Source organism: Flavobacterium sp. (genome assembly GCF_025352015.1).
GTDB lineage: Bacteria > Bacteroidota > Bacteroidia > Flavobacteriales > Flavobacteriaceae > Flavobacterium.
The window spans coordinates 15785-37530 of record NZ_JANXUG010000038.1; the positions used below are offsets into that span (position 1 = coordinate 15785).

Genomic DNA, 21746 nt, shown 5'->3' on the forward strand with positions numbered 1-21746 from the left:
AAAACATGACTATTAATTGCCGCTCGCAACTTGTTGATTTAACTGTTCCCAAAGTCATGGGCATAGTAAATATTACACCAAATTCGTTCTTTGACGGCGCAAAATATTCTGACAACACAAGCATTCTCAATCTAGTTGAAAAAATGTGCGTGGAAGGTGCAACATTTATCGATATTGGTGCTTATTCAAGTAAGCCAAGTGCTGAATTTGTCTCCGAAGAAGAAGAATTAAAACGTTTGATTGCGATAATAAAATTGGTTTTAAAACATTTCCCAGAAATATTAATTTCTGTTGATACTTTTCGCTCAAGTGTGGCTAGAGCCGGAATTGAAAATGGTGCTTGTATCATCAATGATATTTCAGCAGGAAGTTTGGATGAGTGCATGATGCAAACCGTTGCTCAATTGCAAGTTCCCTACGTGATGATGCATATGAAAGGGACTTCTCAAACAATGCAAAGTTTAGCGCTCTATGAAAATATCACTAAAGAAATGCTATTTTATTTTTCTCAAAAAGTGGCTCAAGCCAAAAGTATAGGTATCAATGATTTAATTATTGATCCAGGATTTGGGTTTGCGAAAACTTTGCATCATAATTTTGAAGTTATGAATAACCTTGAGTTGTTTAAAATGTTAGAATTACCAATATTAATAGGGGTTTCCAGAAAATCGATGATTTATAAAACACTTGATACCACTGCCGAATTTGCACTTAATGGCACTTCGGTTTTAAATACAATTGCGTTACAAAAAGGTGCTAATATTCTCCGCGTGCATGATGTAAAAGAAGCTGTTGAAACTATAAAGTTAATTTCTCAATTGTAGTTCCTACTGATGATGATAAGGTTCATTTTTTAAAATCGTAAAGCCTCGATATAATTGTTCTATAAAAAATAAACGCACCATTTGATGCGAGAACGTCATCGAGGAAAGTGAGATTTTGTCAATTGCTTTTTGATGCACATTTTCGTAAAAACCATAAGGTCCACCAATAACAAAAACCAAAGTTTTTGCTCCAGAATTCATTTTTTTTTGTAAATATTCAGCAAAACCATTGCTTGAAAAAGCAGTCCCTTTTTCATCCAATAAAATTAATTGGTCAGTAGGTGCAAGTTTCGCCAATATAATTTCGCCTTCTTTTTCTTTTTGTTGATTTTCAGAAAGGTTTTTTACGTTTTTGATGTCAGGAATAATTTCTAAATCAAACTTGATGTAAAAAGACAAACGTTTCGTGTAATCATCAACGAGTATTTGCAACGCTTTATTATCGGTTTTGCCAATGGCTAAAAGTTTGATATTCATTGGTATCTATTGCTGCTGCCTATCTCTTATAGATTCGGCTATTTCTTTAATCAATAAACCAAATAACATTCCCATTGTAAAAATGGATAAAAACTGTACGGTTCTAATGTTGTCATTACCCTGAATTCTACTAAAATTTCCTATGGAAAGTACTAGCAATACTGCGAAAATTATTCTTCTTCTGTTTCTGTTTGATTTCATTATTTTATAGTTTTAATTATTTATTCCAAATTTTCCAAGCTTTTTCAGCTTGAAGGACTAACATTTCGTAACCATTTTTAGTAACAGCACCTTTCTTCTTGGCTTTTTTCAAAAATTGGGTTTCTTGAGGATTGTAGATTAAATCAAAAGCGATGTGATTTGAAGTAAAAAAATTATAGGGAATAGGAGGAAATTCAGCGATATTGGGACTTGTTCCCAATGGTGTACAATTGATAATAATTTGATAATTATCAAAAGTCGTGGCATTCACGAGGTCATAATCAATGCTATTTTCTTTAGCTCCTCGCGAAACAAAGGTGTAAATTATTCCAAGTTTTTCTAACGCAAATGCAACTGCTTTTGCTGCGCCGCCCGTACCAAGTATCAAAGCTTTCTTATGATGTGACTTTAATAAGGGTTGCAAAGATTTCATAAATCCATAATAATCAGAATTGTAACCTTTGAGTTTTCTGTTTTTAGTAAAACGTACAACATTTACAGTGCCAATTAGTGTAGAATTTTTAGAGAGTTTGTGCAAAAAAGGAATAACTGTTTCTTTGTAAGGAATTGTAATATTTAAACCTTTCAAATCGAGATTATTGCTAATAATGGATGGAAATTCTTGGATGGTTTGAATATCGAAATTCTCATAAGAGCAATCCTCTAAAGTACCCACAGAAAATTTATCTATGAAATACTTCTTCGAAAATGAATAGGAAATATTTTTTCCGACTAGGCCAAATTGTCTGCAAGACATTTATTCTGGTTTTCTATGTTTTGCGATATATTTTCGTACCGATGCTTTATTCCATACTGTTGGAAATTGTTCTTTGAGTAGGGTTTGGTGTTTCAAATTTATTCGTAAACCATTGCTCAAATGATAATTTGCTTTTTCTTCTTCATTGAGTAAAAAGTGAAAACCAGCCAAACGATATTCTATTTTATAATTATCTGGAAAATATTCAATTGCTTTAATTAACGTTAAAATAGCGTTGTTATATTCGCCCATTATTTGCATAATGTCAACCCAAAACAGCCAAGTGTCTAACTGAAAGTCTCCAAATTCAATAGCTTTGCGATAGCCAAATTCAGCTTCTTCAAAATAATCCATTGCTTTATTAATCGTAGCATAACGTTTCCAGTACAAACGGTTTTGATCATCAATAGCCAATGCTTTGTTTACAAAATACAATGCTTTTTGATAATTTTTTTGACGTACATAAAAATCTGTAATGGCAATCCAACCTTTGTCTAATAATGGATCTTCGTGAACCGTTTTGTTGAAATATTTTAATGCCTGAACTTTGTTTCCTATTTTTTCATAACATTTACCTATACGAAGTAAAGCGTAGGAAGTTGGATCGTCTAATTCGATTGTTCTGTTATAACTTTCAATGGCTTCTGGGTATCTTTTTAAACGTTCCAATGCTTTGCCTCGTTCCATGTAAGCACCAATAAACTTATCATCAATGTAGGTGGCTAATTCGAAGGAAGTAGCTGCATTTTCATAATCTTTAACGCCATAATATAATCGTCCTGATTGATGCCAAGCGATTTCACTGTATGGATTTCTGTCTATATACGTTTTTAAATATTCGATTGCTTCAAGATTTTGATCTAAAAATTCAAAGCAATAAACTACATTATATAAGGCTGATTGGTCGTCTAAATCTTCCTCTAAACATTTGATAAAGTTTTCCTTTGCCAATTCTAAACTGTCCATAAAAAGATATTCCATCCCTATCAAATTATACACATCAGCATAATCTTCGGTATATTTTAGGGCTGTTTTTAAGAACTCTACCGCTTTTTCGTGGTCATCTCTTTTGGAATAAATATTGGCTTTTTGAATAAAAACTTCTTCGTTAGTAGGTTCGATAGCATACAATTCGTTAAGTAATTTTTCTGCTTGATCGAGTTTGTCATCATACACCAGCATTTCGACTTGGACTAGTTTTAATCCAGTCGACTTTGGGTGTTGTTCAAGTCCTAACTTTAGAGCTTTTTTTGCCAAAGTAGCTTTTCCCATATCAAGGTAGTGCAGAATAATTTCCTCAAATTCTTCTGAATCGAAAAATAAAACTTTGTTGGTTTTCAACATCGATTCAAATTTCGATAAGGATAAGTTGTAATCTTCTTCGTCGTGATCTAGATGCATAACTGTAGGTGTTAAATTATCTTTATTAAAAATAAAGAAAACGGTGTTGTTTTTTACTGAATGGCTATTATTGTTGTAAACAATTTAATTAACATTTTTGAGTAAAAATTAGGTCGTAACTAATTGTGAATTTTTATTTTAGATCAAAATTATAATCCGTGAATGCTCAATCTTCAATCATAATTTCATTCAATGCCTCAATAATGAGAGCACAACCTTCCCTGATTTCATTTTCAGATATAGTCAAGGGTGGTGTAATTCTTATGGCGTTTGCCTCGAAAAGTAACCAAAATAAAATCAACCCTTTTTCTTGACATTTGAAAATTACTTTGTTTGTAATGGATGCATTTTTTGTCATAGCCGCTAGCATCAACCCTCTTCCTCGAACTACTTCTATCAAAGGATGTACCAAAAGTTCTCGAAACAGCTTTTCTTTTGATAATGAGTGTTTTGTGTAATCTTTTTCTAAAATTTCTTCCAATGTTGCTAAACACGCTGCCGCTATGACAGGATGACCGCCAAAAGTGGTGATGTGTCCCAATTTTGGATCATGAGTTAATAAATCCATGTGCTTCTCATTGGCAATGAAACCACCTACTGGCATTCCTCCGGCCATTCCTTTCCCTATAATAACTACATCGGGAACCACATTATAGTTTTCAAAACCAAATAATTTTCCAGTTCTTCCAAAACCGGGTTGAATTTCATCGAGTATCATTAAAGCTCCAACTTCTTCACAACGGCTTTTTATTTTAGCAAAAAAATCATCTTTAGGTTCAATAAAACCTGCCCCACCTTGAATGCTCTCTAAAATTATTCCTGCTGTTTTGGTGGTTATTTTTTGGATGTCCTCTTCATTATTAAAAGTAATAAAATCAACATCGGGAATTAGCGGGCGAAAAATTTGTTTGCGTTCTTCAAAACCCATAACACTCATCGAACCCATAGTATTCCCGTGATAGGCATTGTGGCAGGAAATTAACTGACTTCTTCCAGTAACTCTTCGTACGAGTTTTAAAGCTCCTTCACAGGCTTCTGTACCCGAATTTACAAGATAGACTTTGTTCAAACTTGGCGGTAAATTTTGCACCAATAATTTGCAATACGCCACGGCAGGATGCTGGGCATACTCGCCATATACCATCACGTGTGAATATTTATCTAATTGGTCTTTAATGGCTTGGTTCACTCTTGGAGGCTGGTGTCCTAAAGAACAAGCGGAAACACCCGCAACAAAATCTAAATATTTTTTATTATTGGTATCGTAAATATAGGAGCCAATGGCATGCGAAACTTCCATACCCAAAGGATAAGGAGAGGTTTGCGCTTGGTATTTTAAGAAATCTTTATTCATTATAAACTTACTTCACCATCGGTTTTGTAGTAACGTCTGTTTTTTCAGGCTTTGGTTTTGGATTATTTTTGTCGTAATCCAGAGTTTCTTTACTAGGTTTTATCGGGTTATTGTCTTTTGCCATTTCAATTTTTTTTTCGGCCTGAATTTTGGCATCCATTATATTTTCTTCTTCGGGAAAAATATCGTCTTTCGATTTTATTCGTTCGTCGGCACGCCAAATAAAGCCTCGAAGTTTACGAGCATTTTCGGGCAAATCTTTTTCGGGATAAATATCGCCGTCTACTTGGTCGAAAAAAGTAATGGTATCAATGGTTTTTTTATCCAATGCCATATTTATTTTGCTACTTACGTTTTTATTGATGCCAATCAGTTCGTGTTGATCGTTTCGCATATAAAAAATGACTTCAGCATTTTTAACCACATCTACGTCATAGAGTTTATTGTCTTTGAATTTACCATAAAGATTTTGCCCTTTCACCTGATTATAACCTGTGCCAATAGAATCTTTGGAAATGATAAAGGCATTATTTAAAACTTTTAGCGAGTCCAATTTTTCAGTATCATTGTTACCAATCAGATGCATCACATCTCCCGTCATTTGGTTTTCATAATTCCACAAAATAGGTCTGCCAATAAGTTTTGTGAGAGCAGCTTTTTGACTCGAATGAATAGAATCGCATTTGCCACTCATGTCGGTTTTGTAGAAACGCACGTTATTAAATCCGCGAACGATTCGTTCCCCTTTCTTGCCCGTAACAAGCATTTTTTTGCCGTGTATGTACATCGAATCTTTTTCGACCAAAGTAATCGCAACCGCTCTTTTGGTAATAATCATGGAATCTTTTTCGGTTTTCAGGTTACGATAAATCTCGGCATAATGACCTTTGATAATTCCTTTATTGATAGAATCTGTGATTTTTACATTATTGGTTCCCGATGCATATTCTCGGTTTCGATCATAATACAAACTATCGGCTTCAATCAAACGGTCTTTGTATTTGATATAGGATTTTCGTTTGAAATAAGCATAATTCTTTTTGGTATCATAAAAGCCTTTTTCGGTATAAATAAAATTTTCCTTGCTAGTGATCGTTGATGGACCGAATAAATAGGAGTGACCCGAGTTGGTATAATAATCCAGATGATTGGATTTGATAGTATATTTTGGATTGATAATCGTTACAGAAGTTAGAAAACGAAATTTTTTTTCATTGGCAAAATACCTGCCTGATTTGCTTTTCAACGTATTTTCTTTGTTGGTAATTGTGCCATAAGAATTATAAAAAGCTTCCTGTGTTTTTCTGTCAAAATTTATGGTATCTGTTACCAATGTTGCATCTGTAGAGCGCATAACAACATTTCCTGTTGCGTAAGCTTGTTTTACTTCGCCATTATATTCGGCATATTTACTATTAAGAAAAAGCGTATCGCCTTGCACCATTTGAACCTCACCAAAAGCTTTTAAATAATTTTCTTTTTCAAAGATATAGGCTTTATTGCAGGTAAATACGACTCCTTCCTGCCTAACCCTCACATTTCCCTGCAATAAAACGGCATCCGGAATTTTTTCGTCATCTTTATTAAAAAAATCTGCGTGTTCAACGATTATTTTGGATGATTTTTGCGCTTGCATGGTGGTTAATGTTAAGAACAATAATCCGATGTAAAAAAGTAACTTTTTCAATGAAAATATTTTTTACCAAATTTATGAAATTAGGAGCAATGAAAAGGCTTATTAAGAATTATTTATCAAAATGAAAGGCGCGAATCATTTTCAGATTCACGCCTCTTCATTCAATTAACTTTTATTTTTACTCTTTCACAATTTTTTCTACTTTACTTCCTTTGTCTGAAGTTATTTTGATGAAATATACACCGTTTGATTTACCTGAAATATCGAAAGAAACTTCATTATTATTAGCTAAATCTGTTTCCAGTAATCTTCCCTGAATGTCATATAAGGCTACCGATTGAATGGTAGAATTACAACTGATGTTGATTGTTGTATGAGCAGGGTTTGGATATACTTTCACACTATAATCAAATTCATGAATCGGATTATTTAAGGTGGCAAAAGTAGTCTCGGCATTGTTTGTATTGACAGGGGAATTATAATCAAAATAAATACCCGCTCTCTGTAAAACAGTGTCATTAGATACTAAATCGGCCTTTGTTCTTATTTTAAACAATACATCTCCGTGTCCACCAACTGGCGGAGTTCCTGATGCGGCAGTGAGGTTGATATTTTGCATAATAAACTCAACGGTGTTACCAGTAATTCTGGTAGAGGATGGATATGTTGAATTGAGTACTTGTAATGAATTTATATCATATTTAGTTGCATCAATTTCAATACGAACTACTACATTTTCTGCATAAAAAGTTCCTAGATTTTCAAAACGGGTAACATAATGTAAATAGTTTCCAATTTCAGACGGCGCAACAGTTTCGCCCTCAAGACAAGTAATATCGTTTGGATCATAAGAGCCTACAACTCTTTGATAATAGGTAAATGAATTATCTGATGGCAAATCGTCGGTAATAATTGGAGTAATTGATGTAGAGAAAATGAGTAAATCACCATTATTTACAGCTGGTATTTCAGTAGGGGAGTTTACATTAAGAGTTATTTGAATATTTCTGCTTTCAAAAGGTAATAAATTTGCATAACTCCAATTGGCAACTCCTGTGCTTTGTGAATTTGGCACAGCCGTTGCCGAAACATAATCTAAAACGTTATCATTATAAGTAAAATTGATATTGCCAGAAAGTGTTTGGTTTCCTTTGTTCTTGAAAACAATATTATATTCTGCATCAAAACCTGGTCGCGCTGGTGTAATTGGCGCAACAACTACTTCTACATCATTGTGAACGCCATTTGCTGTTATACAAAAATCTTGGTTAGCATTGTTGTTATTATTATCTACGAAAGGAATTGCAACAGTTGGTGGAGAAAAGTTAAACCAAGATTGATTTTCTACATTTGGAGCAATTGTAAAATCTCCTTCATTAGTAAAATAACTGTATATACCATTTATATTTGTTACTGTTGCACCACTTTCTACCCCATCATTAATGTCGAATCTGACAAACGGTTTCACGCCATCTAAAACATCACAGCCATTATTGTTGCCATCAAATATTGCAGTTCCTGTAATTGTGTTGAAGTTTCCTCCTGGAGTAAAAGAACAATAAGAGTTACAAACGGTATTGGTGAAGCTTAAACCATTTAATTGACCTTGAATCGTTGCAACTTGGCTTGTGTCTGCACATATATAAGTTAAATTAGGATTGTTATCAAGAATCATAGTTTCGTTGCTGCCATTTTTGGCAAATAGCGTTGTTAATTGATTATTATTAACAAGCATTTCTCCAAGATAACCAAGAGTTCCCAAATCAAGGGTTGTCAATAAGTTATTACTAGCATTTAAGCGATATAAAAATTTCGAATTAAACAAGTTCAAACTTGAAAGCTGATTATTATTACAAAGAATACTATCAAGAAAAATATTATTGCTCACATTTAAATTTGAAATCTGATTCAATGAACAATCTAAAGATATTAGGTTTGTTAAATCATTTAAATTAAGATTGGTTATTTGATTGTTGCTACAATAAAGACTAACCAATTTATTCAATCCTGTTAGATTTAAAGAAGTTAGTTGATTACTATTACATACTAAGGCTCCCAATGAATTTAATCCACTTAAATTTAATGCTGAAAGATTATTATTTGAGCATTGAACATAATTCAAATTACTCAATCCGGTTAAATTTAGTGTAGTTAAGTTGTTATTGTAACAATCTAAATTTTTAAGATTATTAAAACCCGTCAAATCAAGCGAAGTGAGTTGATTGCTATTGCAATTAAAATCGGTAAGATTAGTAAGAACACCAGTTATTGATGCTTGGGTAAGTTGATTACTATTACAATTTAAATTAGTCAGATTGGGTAGATTGTTTAAATTTAAGGAAGTTAATAGATTGCCGCCACAAGCTATAGATTTTAGCGAAGTTAAATTACTAACATCCAAATTTGTAATTTGATTAGACGAACAATCCAAAGCAACTAAATTGGGTAAATTATTTAAAGTTAAACTTGAAATCAAGTTGTTGTTATAAACAAGATTTTTTAGATTTGTAAGTCCATTCAAATTTAATGTTGTCAACTGATTGAATTGACAATCTAAAAATTCTAAACTTGTTAAGCCGTTAACGTTCAAAGTAGTTAGAGTTCCTGTTGTACCACTTCCATTCACACCACCATTACAGCTTAAACTTTTAAGATTAGGCAAATTACTCAAACTTAAATTCGTAAGTTGTAAATTGTAAGCACAATTTAATGTATCTAAATTTAGTAAATTAGAAATTGTGAGTGAGGTTAAATCATTTTTACCACAATTTAATTTTTTTAAGTTTGGCAAATTATTAACATCTAAACTAGTTAGTTGCGAATTAAACAAATTTAAAATTTCTAGATTGGTTAAGCCGCTTATTATAACACTTTGAGCTTGAGAATTATTATAGCTAAAACTTTTTAAGTTTGTCAAACCATTCAGATTTAAATTCGTAAACTGATTTTGACCACAATCCAGCGTTTCTAAATTTAATAATTGATTCACATTTAAAGTAGTAAGTAAATTATTATTGCAATTAAGTGTTTTTAGATTAGGATTGCTACTCGTGTCAATTGTAGTTAATAGGTTAAATCCACACCCCAAAATTTCAAGGTTAGGTAATCCAGATAAATCTAGTAATGATATTGAATTGTTAAAACAGTATAAAGTCGTAAGATTAGGCAATCCTGTTAGGTTAAGATTGCTTAATTCACTTCCGGCACAACCCAAAAACTTAAGATTTGTTAAACCGCTGAAATTTGGTATGTTAATTTTAGTGAAACTATAATTTAAACTTTCAAGGTTTGTCAATCCTGTCATATTCAAAGTTTGTAAATTATTACAAGAATAACACGACAAAGTTTTCAGGTTAGACAATCCACTCAAATTTAATGTTTTGAGGTAATAATTAAACCACAAGTCTATTTCTTTTAGATTCACTAAACCATTTAGAGTAATCGAAGTAAATTTATTTTGACGACATCTCAAAACCTCCAAATTTACGAAACTGATAAGCCCATTAGAATATCGAATGTTACTATTGCTAATGTCTAAATATTTTACTAAATCAGCCTCGCTTTGCTGAATTTCTCCATCATTATTAGCATCTATCTTTATCCATTGATCATTAATGCCTTTTGCAATTTCAACAGTTGGACTTGCCAGCAGAAGTTTTGCTTTAAAATTTGCATCGGGAATATTTACAATTTGTGCTTTTGCAGTTACAGCAAATAGCAACACGAATAATGGGATTAATTTTTTCAAAGCGAATAATGATTTATGTTGTGTTTTCATGTGTTCTATTTTTTATAAATTTTTAATAAGTTCCTGCAATTTTTCCTTCTTGCTTTGCGCGATGGTAATTTTAGTGTTGTCAGACATTACCACATAGCCACCATCCGATTTGATATATGATTTCAAATAGGAAAGATTAATTAAATGCGATTGATGTATGCGTTCAAATCCGTGTTCGGTCAGTAATTCTTCATATTCTTTTAATGTTTTCGATATTAAAACGGGTTTATGGTTTTTGATAAAAAATTCTGTGTAATTCGCTTTCGCCTCGCAACGGATAATATCCGAAACTTCAAATAAATGAATACCATCACTCGTAGAAAGTGCTATTCGTTTAAAATTATCCACCTTTTTGCGAATGTTCTCCAAAAGCAAATCGATGTGATCAAAGGAGTTTTCCTTGCTTGCCACTTGCTTTATTTTGTTAATGGTGTGTTGCAGTTCTTCAGGATTGACAGGCTTCAGGATAAAATCCAAAGCTGAAAATTTAAACGCTTTTACCGCATATTGCTCATGGGCAGTAATGAAAACTATATGGGCATTGGTCTTATTATTATTTGATGCAATCCGCTCCAAAATATCAAAACCGGTTCCATCCGATAGATGAATATCAAGGAAGATGACTTGTGGTTTCAATTTCTCAATTGTAACGATTCCGGTTTTTACACTTTCGGCTTCACCAATAATGGAAATGTCTTCGGTATAGCGTTCCAACAGTGCTTTTAGTCCCTTACGAAGGTGCTTGTCGTCGTCTATTAAAATGGCTGATATCATAGCTTATGAAATATATTGTATAGGCAAAAGCAATTGTACTTGAGTACCGCTGATTTCGTTATTGGTTGTTAGTTCCTTAATTTCTATTTTTGCCGATTTGGAAATGGTTGCTTCCATGATTTCCAAACGCTTTTTGGTAATTTCCAATGCCATGGATTTGTGAGCCTGCATAGAGTTTTCCTTCATTTGTTTTGATTTGGAAAGCCCAATGCCGTTGTCGGTAATCGTACAGACCAATTGTCCGTTATGTACATCAAAAGTCACTTCAATTTTTCCTTTGTTTTCTTTTGGAACCAAACCGTGCAAGATAGCATTTTCAACAAAAGGCTGAATCAACAACGGTGGAATTCCCATATTGAATTCTACTTTTTCACTCGATTGTATGGAAAAGTCAAACTTGTTGTGAAAACGAAGTTGTTCCAGCTCTAAATAATTCTGCAGACTCTCAATTTCTTTATCAATCGGAATCAACGAACCTTTGGAATATTCCAATGTTAACCGCATAAGTTTTGAAAATTTAGACAAATATTTCAATGCCGAATCAGTTCCGTTTTGTACAATAAAACTCGAAATCGAACCTAAACAATTAAATACAAAATGTGGATTCATCTGCAAATGCAACGCTTTTTGCTCGTACTCGGCAACTTCTTTTTGTAATGTTAAACGGCGCTTTACTTGTCTTCGGTTATAGATTAGGAATATTAATCCGATTACTAATAAGGCAGCGAGTATAGAAAAAATGGCAAACTGTGTTTGTCTTTTGTTTTGCTCTTCGAGCAGAGCTTTTTTCTTTTGGTATTCAAAATTCATCTCTGCCTGAACAAACTTTTTATTGTTTTCCTCATTGGTAATGCTGTCGCGGGCAACGATGTAATTTTTGTAATGAACTAATGATTCGGTTGGATTGTTCAAAAATCCATACAACTCACTTACTAATTTTTCGGAATGAAACGTTTGATCTGACACGCCTATTTCTTTGGCATACGCCAATGATTTTTCAGCATAAATCATAGCTTCCGGATACTTTTTTTGATCGGCATATAACTGGCCAAGATTATACAATGCCAACGAAGCACCAAATTTATTCTGAATCGATTCATATTGGTTCAAAGCCAGATTATAATATGTAATCGCTTTAGTAGAATCGTTTTGTTTTTGATAATAATCCCCTAGATAATTATTCAGCAAGGCATAGCCACGAGTGTTATCCGATTTTTTAAACAGCTTTTCGGCTTTGTTATAGTATTGCAAAGCGGAAGTTGAATTGTTTTGTTCAAAATAAATAACGCCAATATTGGTAAGTGTTACAGGCACGGTTTGTTCACCAGTTTGCTCCTGAATTTTTAAGGCTTTCTGAAAATACTCTAATGCTTTTTTATTGTCTCCCTGCGATTTGTATACCACACCAATATTATTATAGGCTTTTGAAATGCTATTTTTCTGGTCAATCTCCTGATATAATTGCAATGCTTTCTGATAATTTTCCAAAGCAACATAATAATTGCTTTCCTGCGAATAAATAACACCTAAACTCGCATAAGTTCTGGCAAGTCCATTCTTAAGACTTTTATTTCCAGAATCATCATTCACTAGTTTTTGATAGATAGTCTGGGCTTTAATAAATGACAATTTTGCCTCTTTATATTTGCCAATAATTATATTGACATTACCCTGATTAATGGTTGAAGCAGCAAGACCATCTTTATAGTTGATTTTTCGGGCCAGTCCTTCCGCTTTTAGCGCATAGTAAAAAGAAGAATCGGTAGAGCTTTCCTTGAATTCAAAAGCAAGATGGTTATAAATATTAACTTTGGCCGTATCTGTTTTGGCAACGCGAATGACTCTTTTCAAACTATCTACCGTTGCGTTTTGCGACACGCTTTCAGTACTGTAACCAATACAAAATATAAAGACGAATAGGTGTAAAATTGTTTTCAAAAGAAGGTTGTTTTAATTTCTTAAACAAAGATAGCCTAACTTTTTACGATAAATCCAATGATTTTTTATTCAGGCGGTTTCGATTATTATTAGCGTATTTTGGTTTATTATTCTGATTTGATGCTAAAAGAAATTGTTCCGATATATTATAGATTGTGCTATTTCTTTATATTTGTAGCTATGACTTATGGAACCAATTATAAGTTTTATGTATATGAAAAAAAGTTTAACATTTGCTGTAGTATTGAGTTGTGTCATTGCAAACACAACCGTTGCTCAAAAAAAGACCACTATGAGTGCCAAACCCAAAGCTGTAACCACGCCAAAAAAAGAGGTAATCTATCAGGTTTTTACCCGTTTGTTCGGAAACAAAAACACCACCAACAAGCCATGGGGAACCATTGAAGAAAATGGCGTTGGCAAGTTCAATGATTTTACCGATAAAGCATTGCAGGAAATCAAGAAACTGGGCGTAACCTATATTTGGTACACCGGCGTTCCGCATCATGATGTGATTCGGGATTACACTAAATACGGGATTTCCAACGACGACCCCGATGTGGTTAAAGGACGTGCTGGTTCACCCTACGCCGTCAAAGATTATTATAATGTCAATCCCGATTTGGCAGTCAATCCAGCTAAAAGATTGGAAGAATTTGAAGCCTTGATTGCTCGCTCACACAAAAACGGGTTGAAAGTTATTATCGATATTGTGCCCAATCACATTGCCCGAAATTATCATAGTTTGAGCAATCCGACAGGTGTTCGCGATTTTGGTGCCGACGATAATACAGCGGTAGAATATGACAAAAATAATAACTTCTATTACATTCCGGGCAAAGCGTTTGAAGTGCCTACCTCGGATTCATACAAACCTTTAAACGGTGAAAAAAATTCGTTAATTGATGGTAAATTTTCTGAATTTCCTGCAAAATGGACGGGCAATGGTTCGCGATTGGCAAAACCAGACATCAATGATTGGTATGAAACCGTAAAAGTAAATTACGGTATTAAACCAGATGGCTCAAAAGATTTCCCAGAATTGCCTGCAGGATATGATACCAAAGATTATAAAGCTCATTTTGTTTATTGGCAAGACAAAGAGGTACCGAGTTCTTGGAAAAAATTCCTTGATATTACTTTGTATTGGACAGCAAAAGGTGTTGATGGTTTTCGTTACGATATGGCAGAAATGGTGCCTTATGAATTTTGGAGTTATATGAATTCTTCCATCAAGATGAAAAATCCAAATGCTATGTTGATTGCCGAAGTGTATAATCCAAAAGAATATAGAAATTACATCAAGTTAGGGAAAATGGATTATCTGTATGACAAAGTAGAAACCTACGATCATTTAAAAGCGATAATACAAGGCAACGCCATGCCCGATCCCCTTTCGGATATTCAAATGGGTATGGCAGATATTGACCATCACATGCTTCATTTTTTAGACAATCATGATGAGCAACGATTAGCAAGCAAAGATTTTGCTGGATTGCCCGAAAAAGGAAAACCACTAATGGTGTATTCTGCCACTATGGGAACGTCACCAACGATGATTTATTTTGGACAAGAAGTAGGCGAAGCCGGAACTATAGACGGTGGTTTTGGAAAACCTACTCGCACTAGTATTTTTGATTATGTGGGTGTACCCAATCATCAACGATGGATGAACGAAGGAAAATTTGATGGAGGTCAATTAACCAAACCAGAAAAAGACCTACGATATTTTTATTCTCGCTTGCTCAATTTTACATTGACTAGTTCAGCATTGACAGGAAAATTTCAAGAAATACAAACCATCAACAGAAACAAAACTAAAGGATACAATTCAGGAATATACTCCTATGTGCGATGGTCTGCTTCTGAAAAACTAATTGTTGTCATCAATTTTTCATGGGTAACCAGCAGCAAATTTGAGCTGCATGTACCTACTGACATTCTTAAAACCTGGAATGTAAAAGATGGATTGTACACTATAAAAGAACAATTATATGGCAGTGTAGCACAACTCAAGGTTGAAAAGGGAGAAGGAACAATTCAGTTAACCGTTAGACCAAGCGAGTCATTGCTATTTAGAGTACCTTAAAATGAAAAAGTGCTATCTTCTCTTTAGTCTTGCTTTGCTATCTTTTACAAATACTACGGATCCTGTTGACCGAATAGGTGTAAAAGAACCACTAAAGTTTAACGAAATAAGCTATACGCTATCTTGGAGCGAACATCCCAAAGATTATTATTATATTCAGGAATATTTACCCCAAAACGAAACTTTTGAACATTTTAATCAAATGCTTACACTACACGTATTTGACAAAGATGTAACTGCCGAAGCGGCTATGCAGCAAAAAGTAAAAGAACTCGAAATCAGAAAAAAAACAGATAAACTTTGTAACTACCAAGTGACCGAAAGCCCCGATGGCACCGAATTTGTAGTCGATTTTTTATTGAGCCAAAACAGCGGCGATAAATTGGCAATTGTAGAGTTTAATACCTATCGCTACAAAAAAGTACCTATAGGCACTAACAAAAAAGGTATTTTAGTATACGCTTATACCAAGCGAAGTTACGGAGATGACATTACCGATTTTATGAAGAAACTAGGTGATGACCGGTCAAAAATGTTGTATGCCCTGCGAACGCTTGTTTTACCCCAAATTCTAATACAGTAATTTGTAAAAAATTCTTTCTTTACTAAAAGTTCAATCATGAATGCGTCTTTTAAGGTTGTAAAAGATGCCTGAAGTTACTGGTTACTTTCCACAGCACCTGACCAGAAAACCTTGACTAATTTCTTTATTTCAAACCTAAAACTGGGAATGATACAATTAAATACCACAATAGTATAACGTGGTAAATTACCAGAGTTTTAATTTTGAGTCTTACTAATTGAGGTTTAATTTAAACATTATAATTATGAAATTATCAAAATTTTTACTGGCTACACTATTGTATATAGCATTCAGTGGCGCTCATGCGCAAACTAAAACAACTCTAACGCTCCCAGATTGAGGTGTAGCGGGCAATGACAACGCTACGTACTATTACATTCCCCACATTCAATCGTACTACGATACCAGATCACCACAATATGTATACATGAATGATGGAAAATGGATGAAGACCAAAACACTTTCTACCGAGTATAAAGATTATGATTTATATAGTGGTTATAAAGTGGTACTCACTGACGACCAAGAACTTTACTCTGCTTATGATAACATGAGAGTAAAATATGCAAAAGGTTATAAAGGCGATCCTCAAAAAACCTATAAAGTAAAAACCAATAGAAGAGGCAAAGTAAAAATGAAAGAACAATAATAAATAGCACTCTATATTGATTAAACAACAAAACCCTTTCAGTGATGAAAGGGTTTTGATTTTTATCGCGTTATCGTCTGCTTTCTATCGGGTCCTACCGAAATTATTGTGATAGGCACTTCTACGGCTGCTTCTATAAATTTGATGTACTCTTTAAGTGTTGCCGGCAAGCTTTCAAATGTGGTTAAACCTGTTAAGTCTTGTTGCCAGCCCGGGAACTCGGTGTAAATCGGTGTAACATTTTTTTCCTCTATAGTATACGGCAAATGATGAATCACTTCGCCTTTGTAGTTATATCCTGTAGCTACTTTCAAGATTTCAAACCCCGAGAGTACATCGCCTTTCATCATCATCAGTTGGGTAACACCATTTATTTGTATGGCATATTTCAAGGCTACTAAATCTAACCAGCCACAACGGCGTTTTCTTCCTGTAACCGATCCGAATTCGTTGCCCACACTAGCCATAACATCGCCGGCTGCGCCAAAATCCTCCGTAGGAAATGGTCCCGAACCAACGCGCGTGGTGTAAGCTTTGAAAATGCCATAAACTTCTTTGATTTTATTAGGAGCAATACCCAAACCAGTGCAAGCGCCAGCAGCAGTAGTATTGGATGAGGTTACAAACGGATAGGTTCCAAAATCAACATCTAGTAAAGAGCCTTGAGCACCTTCACACAAGATTGATTTTCCCGCTTTTTGGGCTTGAGCCAAATATTCCTCGCTATCAATGAACGTGAGTTTTTGCAAATCTGCAATCGATTCAAAGAATTCTTTTTCCAACTCGGGCAAATTGTATTGAATTGCTACATCATAAAAATCAATCATCGCTTCATGTTTATCCGCCAAGGCTCTATAACGCTCTTTAAAATCTGCAAGTTCAATATCCCCCACACGGATACCGTTTCTACCCGTTTTGTCCATATAGGTTGGCCCAATGCCTTTTAAAGTAGAACCAATTTTGGCTTTGCCTTTTGACGCTTCAGAAGCGGCATCGAGCAAACGGTGCGTCGGTAAAATCAAGTGCGCTTTGCGCGAAATAAACAATTTTGATTTCAAATTGAGGTTGAATTTAGCCAAACCATCAATTTCACTTTTGAAAACCACTGGGTCAATCACGACTCCGTTTCCTATGATATTGATGTTGTTATCATGAAAAATCCCCGAAGGAATTGTTCTCAAAACGTGTTTGATACCGTCAAATTCTAATGTGTGTCCTGCGTTTGGTCCGCCCTGAAAACGAGCAATAATATCGTATTTTGAAGTTAGTACGTCGACAATTTTTCCTTTGCCTTCGTCTCCCCATTGTAATCCGAGTAGTAAATCTATGGTCATTGTTTTGTTAGTGTGTTTTGTAGTTAGTTGTTGTCTTTTGATTCTTGTTTAAAACCTGCTTTGGCAAATTAGTTCATACCTCTCATTACTAATGCTGTTATAAAAGCTGCGATGCTAATTTTTAAAACAAATTGTTTTGTAAATTTATCCATATCATCTATAAGTTGAAAAACTAACCTAGATAGAACAATAAAAACAAAAACGAAAACAAAAGTCTTTTTAAAATAGTCGAAGGGCTTCATTTATTGTTTTTTTTATTAGCGTAAAAGTAAAGTGAATGATTGTGAATTTCAATTCCGAAAATTTCTTCAATTGTTTGTTTGATGGTTTGAATGCGTGGGTCGCAAAACTCTATTACTTCGCCGCTATCGGTCATGATGATATGGTCGTGTTGCCTATCGAAAAAGGACTTTTCATAATGCGCTTGATTTTGTCCAAACTGGTGTTTGCGCACCAAACCGCAATCTAATAAAAGCTCGATGGTGTTGTATAATGTGGCGCGCGAAACGCGATAGTTTTTGTTTTTCATTTTGATATATAAATTCTCTATATCAAAATGTTCTTCGCTATCATATATTTCCTGAAGAATGGCATACCGTTCGGGAGTTTTGCGGTGTCCTTTGTTTTCTAGATAAAGCGTAAAAACATTTTTTACGGTATCTTGATTTTTTGTGTTATCAGTAGCTATTAATGTCATGGGATAAAGGTAATTTTTTTGTTTAATGTTTTAGCAACTAATAACTCATAATTTATAACTCATAACTAATTAGTGTAAACTCTGGTTACTTTATCTACGCCGTCAATCTTTTTGATGTTCTCAATTAGTTTTTTCAAAATGGTATTGTTTTGTACTACCACTGCTACTTGACCGTTAAAAATACCAGCATCACCGCTCAAGGAAATACTCTGTATATTCACATGCATATTGTTAGAAATTACCTTGGTCAGCTCATTTGTTAAACCCATACTATCCATACCTGTAATTTTCAAAATGGCTTTAAATTCTTGCTGCGACGAGTCAATCCATCGGGCCTGCATAATGCGATACGCGTAATTGGATTGCAAAGTGATTGCGTTGGGACAATCCTTTTTATGCACTTTTATACCTTCGTTAATCGTAATAAAACCAAAGACTTCATCACCAGGAATTGGGTTACAGCAAGAGGATAATTTGTAATCTAATTTGTCTTGTTCTGATCCAAAAACCAACATGTCATAGTTGCTATTGAGAACCTGTTTGTTGATTTCCTCTGGCAGTGAACTTGGTGAACGTTTCATCTTACTTTTGAAGAAATTCATCAAAGTATTGCTCTTTTGAGCGGCGAAATCCTTGAGTTGTTGGTTTTCAATAGAACCAATTCCAACACGATAAAATAAATCCAAACTGGTTTTTAAATGAAAGAAATTTACCAATTCGTTAATAACACTTTCATTTAAAATGATTTTTAAATGTTTCAATTTTCGAGTTAACAATTCTCGTCCATCTTCGGCAATTTTCTTGGTGTTTTCGTTAAGAACGTTTCTGATTTTATTTTTGGCTCTCGACGTAGTTACATAATCCAGCCAGTTTATGGTTGGTTTTTGATGAATAGAAGTAATGATTTCTATTTGATCACCACTTTTGAGTTCGTGATTGAGTGGTACTAATTTTCCATTGACACGAGTTCCACGGGTTTTTATTCCTATTTCGGAGTGAATGCTAAAGGCAAAGTCGAGCGAGGTAGCGCCTTTTGGCAGGGATTTGATTTCTCCCTTAGGTGTAAAAACAAAAATTTCTTTGGCATATAAATTCATTTTGAAATCTTCCACAAAATCTACAGCGTTTGTTTCTGAACTTTCTAATGCTTCCTTCAAAAGATTGAGCCATGTATCTAAACCACTTTCTTCGGTTGTGCCATTTTTGTATTTATAATGCGCAGCATATCCTTTTTCGGCAATCTCATTCATGCGTTCACTGCGCACCTGAATTTCTACCCAACGCCCTTTCGGTCCCATGACGGTAATGTGTAAGGCTTCGTAACCGGTAGATTTTGGTGAAGAGATCCAATCTCGCAACCTACTTGGGCTTGGGCGATAATGATCGGTTACTATGGAGTAAATTTTCCAAGCTAGAAATTTCTCATCATGCAGATTGGATTTGTAAATAATCCTTAGCGCAAATTTATCATACACTTCATCAAAAGTGACATTTTGAGCTGCCATTTTTCTACGAATAGAATAAATAGATTTTGGTCTTCCTTTTAAGTTGTATTCGACACCTTCTTCATCCAACGTTTTTTTCAAAACATCCGAAATTGTTTTGATGTATTCGTCTTGTTCTTCTTTGGTTTCTTTTATTTTACCAACAATATCTTTGTACACATCGGGTTCAGTATATTTCAAACCCAAATCTTCGAGTTTGGTTTTGATATTATACAACCCCAATCGATGCGCCAACGGAGCATAAATATACAAAGTCTCGGAAGCGATTTTGACTTGTTTATGATTGGGCATAGCATCCATAGTTTGCATATTGTGCAAACGGTCGGCAATTTTTATCAGAATTACACGAACATCATCATTCAGAGTCAATAGCATTTTGCGAAAATTTTCTGCTTGCATCGAGATGTTCATGTCTTTTTTTACCTGCGAAATTTTGGTCAACCCTTCAACCAGATGAGCAATTTTTGGATTGAACATTTTTTCGATATCGTGAATGGTCACATCAGTATCTTCTACCACATCGTGCATCAAAGCAGCGGCAATGCTCGTTGCTCCAAGACCTATCTCGGAGGCAACAATTTTGGCAACGCCAATAGGATGAAAAATATAAGCCTCGCCTGATTTGCGGCGTTGGTCTTTGTGGGCTTCTACAGCAACATCAAAGGCTTTTCGAATGAGTTTTTTATCAGAATCGGTGAGGGTTTGATAACTTATGCGAAGCAATTCTTTGTATTCTCGGGCAATGGCTTTTTTTTCTTCTTCTAAATCTGTTTCAATCATAACATGTTTCAATCAATTCCTAAAATTAGCAATAACAAATGAACTGTGCAAATGGAAATAATAAAGGATTTTTGGAATTATTGTAAAACACAGATTCCACAAATTAGCACAGAAAAATCAGTGATAATTTTTGGAATCTGTGTTAAAAATCAAATCAAGCTAGAGCCTTCTTTGTCTTTTAGCTTCAAATATCAAAATAGCGGCAGCAACAGATACATTCATACTGTCTATTTCGCCTTGCATCGGAATAATGATATTTTGTGTCGCTTTTTCACGCCAAAGTTCTGTTAATCCTGTAGCTTCTGTTCCAACAACCAAAGCCGTTGGTGTGGTGTAATCTTGAGTATGATAGGAAATAGAATTTTGCAAAGTAGCACTAAAGAAATTGATGCTGTTTTTTATTAGAAAATCAATCACTTCCTCGGTAGTTCCCGTTGCAATTTGGTTGGTGAACAAGCATCCCACGCTGGATCGAACTGTATTGGGATTGTATAAATCGGTTTTTGGATTGGCAATAAGCACGGCATCAACGTTGGCGGCGTCGCAGGTACGAAGAATTGCTCCAATATTTCCAGGTTTTTCTATGGCTTCCATGACTAAAATCAATGGATTTGTAGGAAGTTTTAATTCAGATAGTTGTAACGATTTGGTTTTGGCTACAGCCAAAATGCCTTCGGTGGTATCGCGATACGCTAGTTTTTGATAAACTTCTTTTGAGATTTCTATGCTCTCGCTTATCGACTGCGCTCGAAGAGACAAAATGGTAGGGCTGTTTTCCGAAATTAATTCATTACAAATTAAAATTGTTTCGATTTCATAATTTCCTTTGATGGCGAGTTCTATTTCGCGCTTGCCCTCAATGATAAAAGTTCCCGATTGTTTGCGGGCTTTGGCTTTTTCTTGCAATTGCATCAACGATTTTATAAACGGATTTTGAGAAGACGTAATTTGTTTCATAGTGGCAATTGA

At 34.4% G+C, this 21746-nt stretch carries 18 protein-coding genes; 4 read left to right on the plus strand and 14 right to left on the minus strand.

What is annotated here, in order from left to right; genetic code table 11:
* Positions 1-5 precede the first annotated feature (5 nt).
* Complete coding sequence (folP, locus tag Q0Q96_RS03910) at positions 6-824, plus strand: dihydropteroate synthase (protein WP_293871922.1); 819 nt, start codon at positions 6-8, stop codon at positions 822-824.
* 3 nt (positions 825-827) lie between these two features.
* Here the strand turns inward: folP and rlmH are convergent, their stop codons facing one another.
* The 9 genes from rlmH to Q0Q96_RS03955 form a co-directional block, all read right to left on the minus strand.
* The gene (rlmH, locus tag Q0Q96_RS03915; RefSeq protein WP_293871923.1) at positions 828-1301 is read right to left on the minus strand and encodes a 23S rRNA (pseudouridine(1915)-N(3))-methyltransferase RlmH; all 474 of its coding nucleotides are present in this window, start codon (positions 1299-1301) and stop codon (positions 828-830) included.
* Between the two features lie 6 nt (positions 1302-1307).
* A complete protein-coding gene (locus Q0Q96_RS03920) occupies positions 1308-1502 on the minus strand; it encodes a hypothetical protein (protein WP_293871924.1) in 195 nt (64 codons plus the stop codon).
* Between the two features lie 16 nt (positions 1503-1518).
* Positions 1519-2259: a shikimate dehydrogenase gene (locus Q0Q96_RS03925; protein WP_293871925.1), complete on the minus strand. Its 741-nt coding sequence runs from the start codon at positions 2257-2259 to the stop codon at positions 1519-1521.
* The gene (locus Q0Q96_RS03930; protein ID WP_293871926.1) at positions 2260-3660 is read right to left on the minus strand and encodes a tetratricopeptide repeat protein; all 1401 of its coding nucleotides are present in this window, start codon (positions 3658-3660) and stop codon (positions 2260-2262) included. It lies immediately after the preceding gene.
* Positions 3661-3826: 166 nt separating this feature from the next.
* Positions 3827-5014, minus strand: coding sequence for an aspartate aminotransferase family protein (locus Q0Q96_RS03935; protein WP_293871927.1), 1188 nt, complete (start codon positions 5012-5014; stop codon positions 3827-3829).
* Positions 5015-5021: 7 nt separating this feature from the next.
* Positions 5022-6650, minus strand: a complete 1629-nt coding sequence (locus Q0Q96_RS03940; protein WP_293871943.1) for an OstA-like protein — start codon at positions 6648-6650, stop codon at positions 5022-5024.
* A gap of 178 nt (positions 6651-6828) precedes the next feature.
* Positions 6829-10428: a T9SS type A sorting domain-containing protein gene (locus tag Q0Q96_RS03945; RefSeq protein WP_293871928.1), complete on the minus strand. Its 3600-nt coding sequence runs from the start codon at positions 10426-10428 to the stop codon at positions 6829-6831.
* Between the two features lie 12 nt (positions 10429-10440).
* Positions 10441-11202 carry a LytTR family DNA-binding domain-containing protein gene (locus Q0Q96_RS03950; protein ID WP_293871929.1) on the minus strand — a complete coding sequence of 254 codons (762 nt, stop codon included), beginning with the start codon at positions 11200-11202 and terminating at the stop codon, positions 10441-10443.
* Positions 11203-11205: 3 nt separating this feature from the next.
* Positions 11206-13140 (minus strand): DUF2225 domain-containing protein, encoded by a 1935-nt coding sequence (locus Q0Q96_RS03955; protein WP_293871930.1) that lies wholly within the window; start codon positions 13138-13140, stop codon positions 11206-11208.
* A 292-nt stretch (positions 13141-13432) separates the two neighbouring features.
* Between Q0Q96_RS03955 and Q0Q96_RS03960 the strand changes: the two genes are divergently transcribed.
* The 3 genes from Q0Q96_RS03960 to Q0Q96_RS03970 all read left to right on the plus strand — a co-directional run bounded on the left by Q0Q96_RS03960 (position 13433) and on the right by Q0Q96_RS03970 (position 16461).
* Positions 13433-15229, plus strand: a complete 1797-nt coding sequence (locus Q0Q96_RS03960) for an alpha-amylase family glycosyl hydrolase (RefSeq protein WP_293871944.1) — start codon at positions 13433-13435, stop codon at positions 15227-15229.
* A gap of 1 nt (position 15230) precedes the next feature.
* Positions 15231-15812 carry a hypothetical protein gene (locus Q0Q96_RS03965; RefSeq protein WP_293871931.1) on the plus strand — a complete coding sequence of 194 codons (582 nt, stop codon included), beginning with the start codon at positions 15231-15233 and terminating at the stop codon, positions 15810-15812.
* Between the two features lie 427 nt (positions 15813-16239).
* On the plus strand, positions 16240-16461 hold the full coding sequence (locus Q0Q96_RS03970; RefSeq protein WP_293871932.1) for a hypothetical protein: 222 nt from the start codon (positions 16240-16242) through the stop codon (positions 16459-16461).
* Positions 16462-16523: 62 nt separating this feature from the next.
* Here the strand turns inward: Q0Q96_RS03970 and Q0Q96_RS03975 are convergent, their stop codons facing one another.
* The 5 genes from Q0Q96_RS03975 to Q0Q96_RS03995 all read right to left on the minus strand — a co-directional run bounded on the left by Q0Q96_RS03975 (position 16524) and on the right by Q0Q96_RS03995 (position 21734).
* A complete protein-coding gene (locus Q0Q96_RS03975; RefSeq protein WP_293871933.1) occupies positions 16524-17795 on the minus strand; it encodes an adenylosuccinate synthase in 1272 nt (423 codons plus the stop codon).
* Positions 17796-17863: 68 nt separating this feature from the next.
* Entirely contained in the window at positions 17864-18037 is a 174-nt protein-coding gene (locus Q0Q96_RS03980) for a hypothetical protein (RefSeq protein WP_293871934.1), read from the minus strand.
* On the minus strand, positions 18034-18492 hold the full coding sequence (locus Q0Q96_RS03985; protein WP_293871935.1) for a transcriptional repressor: 459 nt from the start codon (positions 18490-18492) through the stop codon (positions 18034-18036). Before Q0Q96_RS03985 ends, Q0Q96_RS03980 begins: the two co-directional genes overlap by 4 nt.
* A 65-nt stretch (positions 18493-18557) precedes the next feature.
* Positions 18558-20777: a RelA/SpoT family protein gene (locus Q0Q96_RS03990; RefSeq protein ID WP_293871936.1), complete on the minus strand. Its 2220-nt coding sequence runs from the start codon at positions 20775-20777 to the stop codon at positions 18558-18560.
* Positions 20778-20936: 159 nt separating this feature from the next.
* Positions 20937-21734: an RNA methyltransferase gene (locus tag Q0Q96_RS03995; protein WP_293871937.1), complete on the minus strand. Its 798-nt coding sequence runs from the start codon at positions 21732-21734 to the stop codon at positions 20937-20939.
* Positions 21735-21746: the final 12 nt, after the last annotated feature.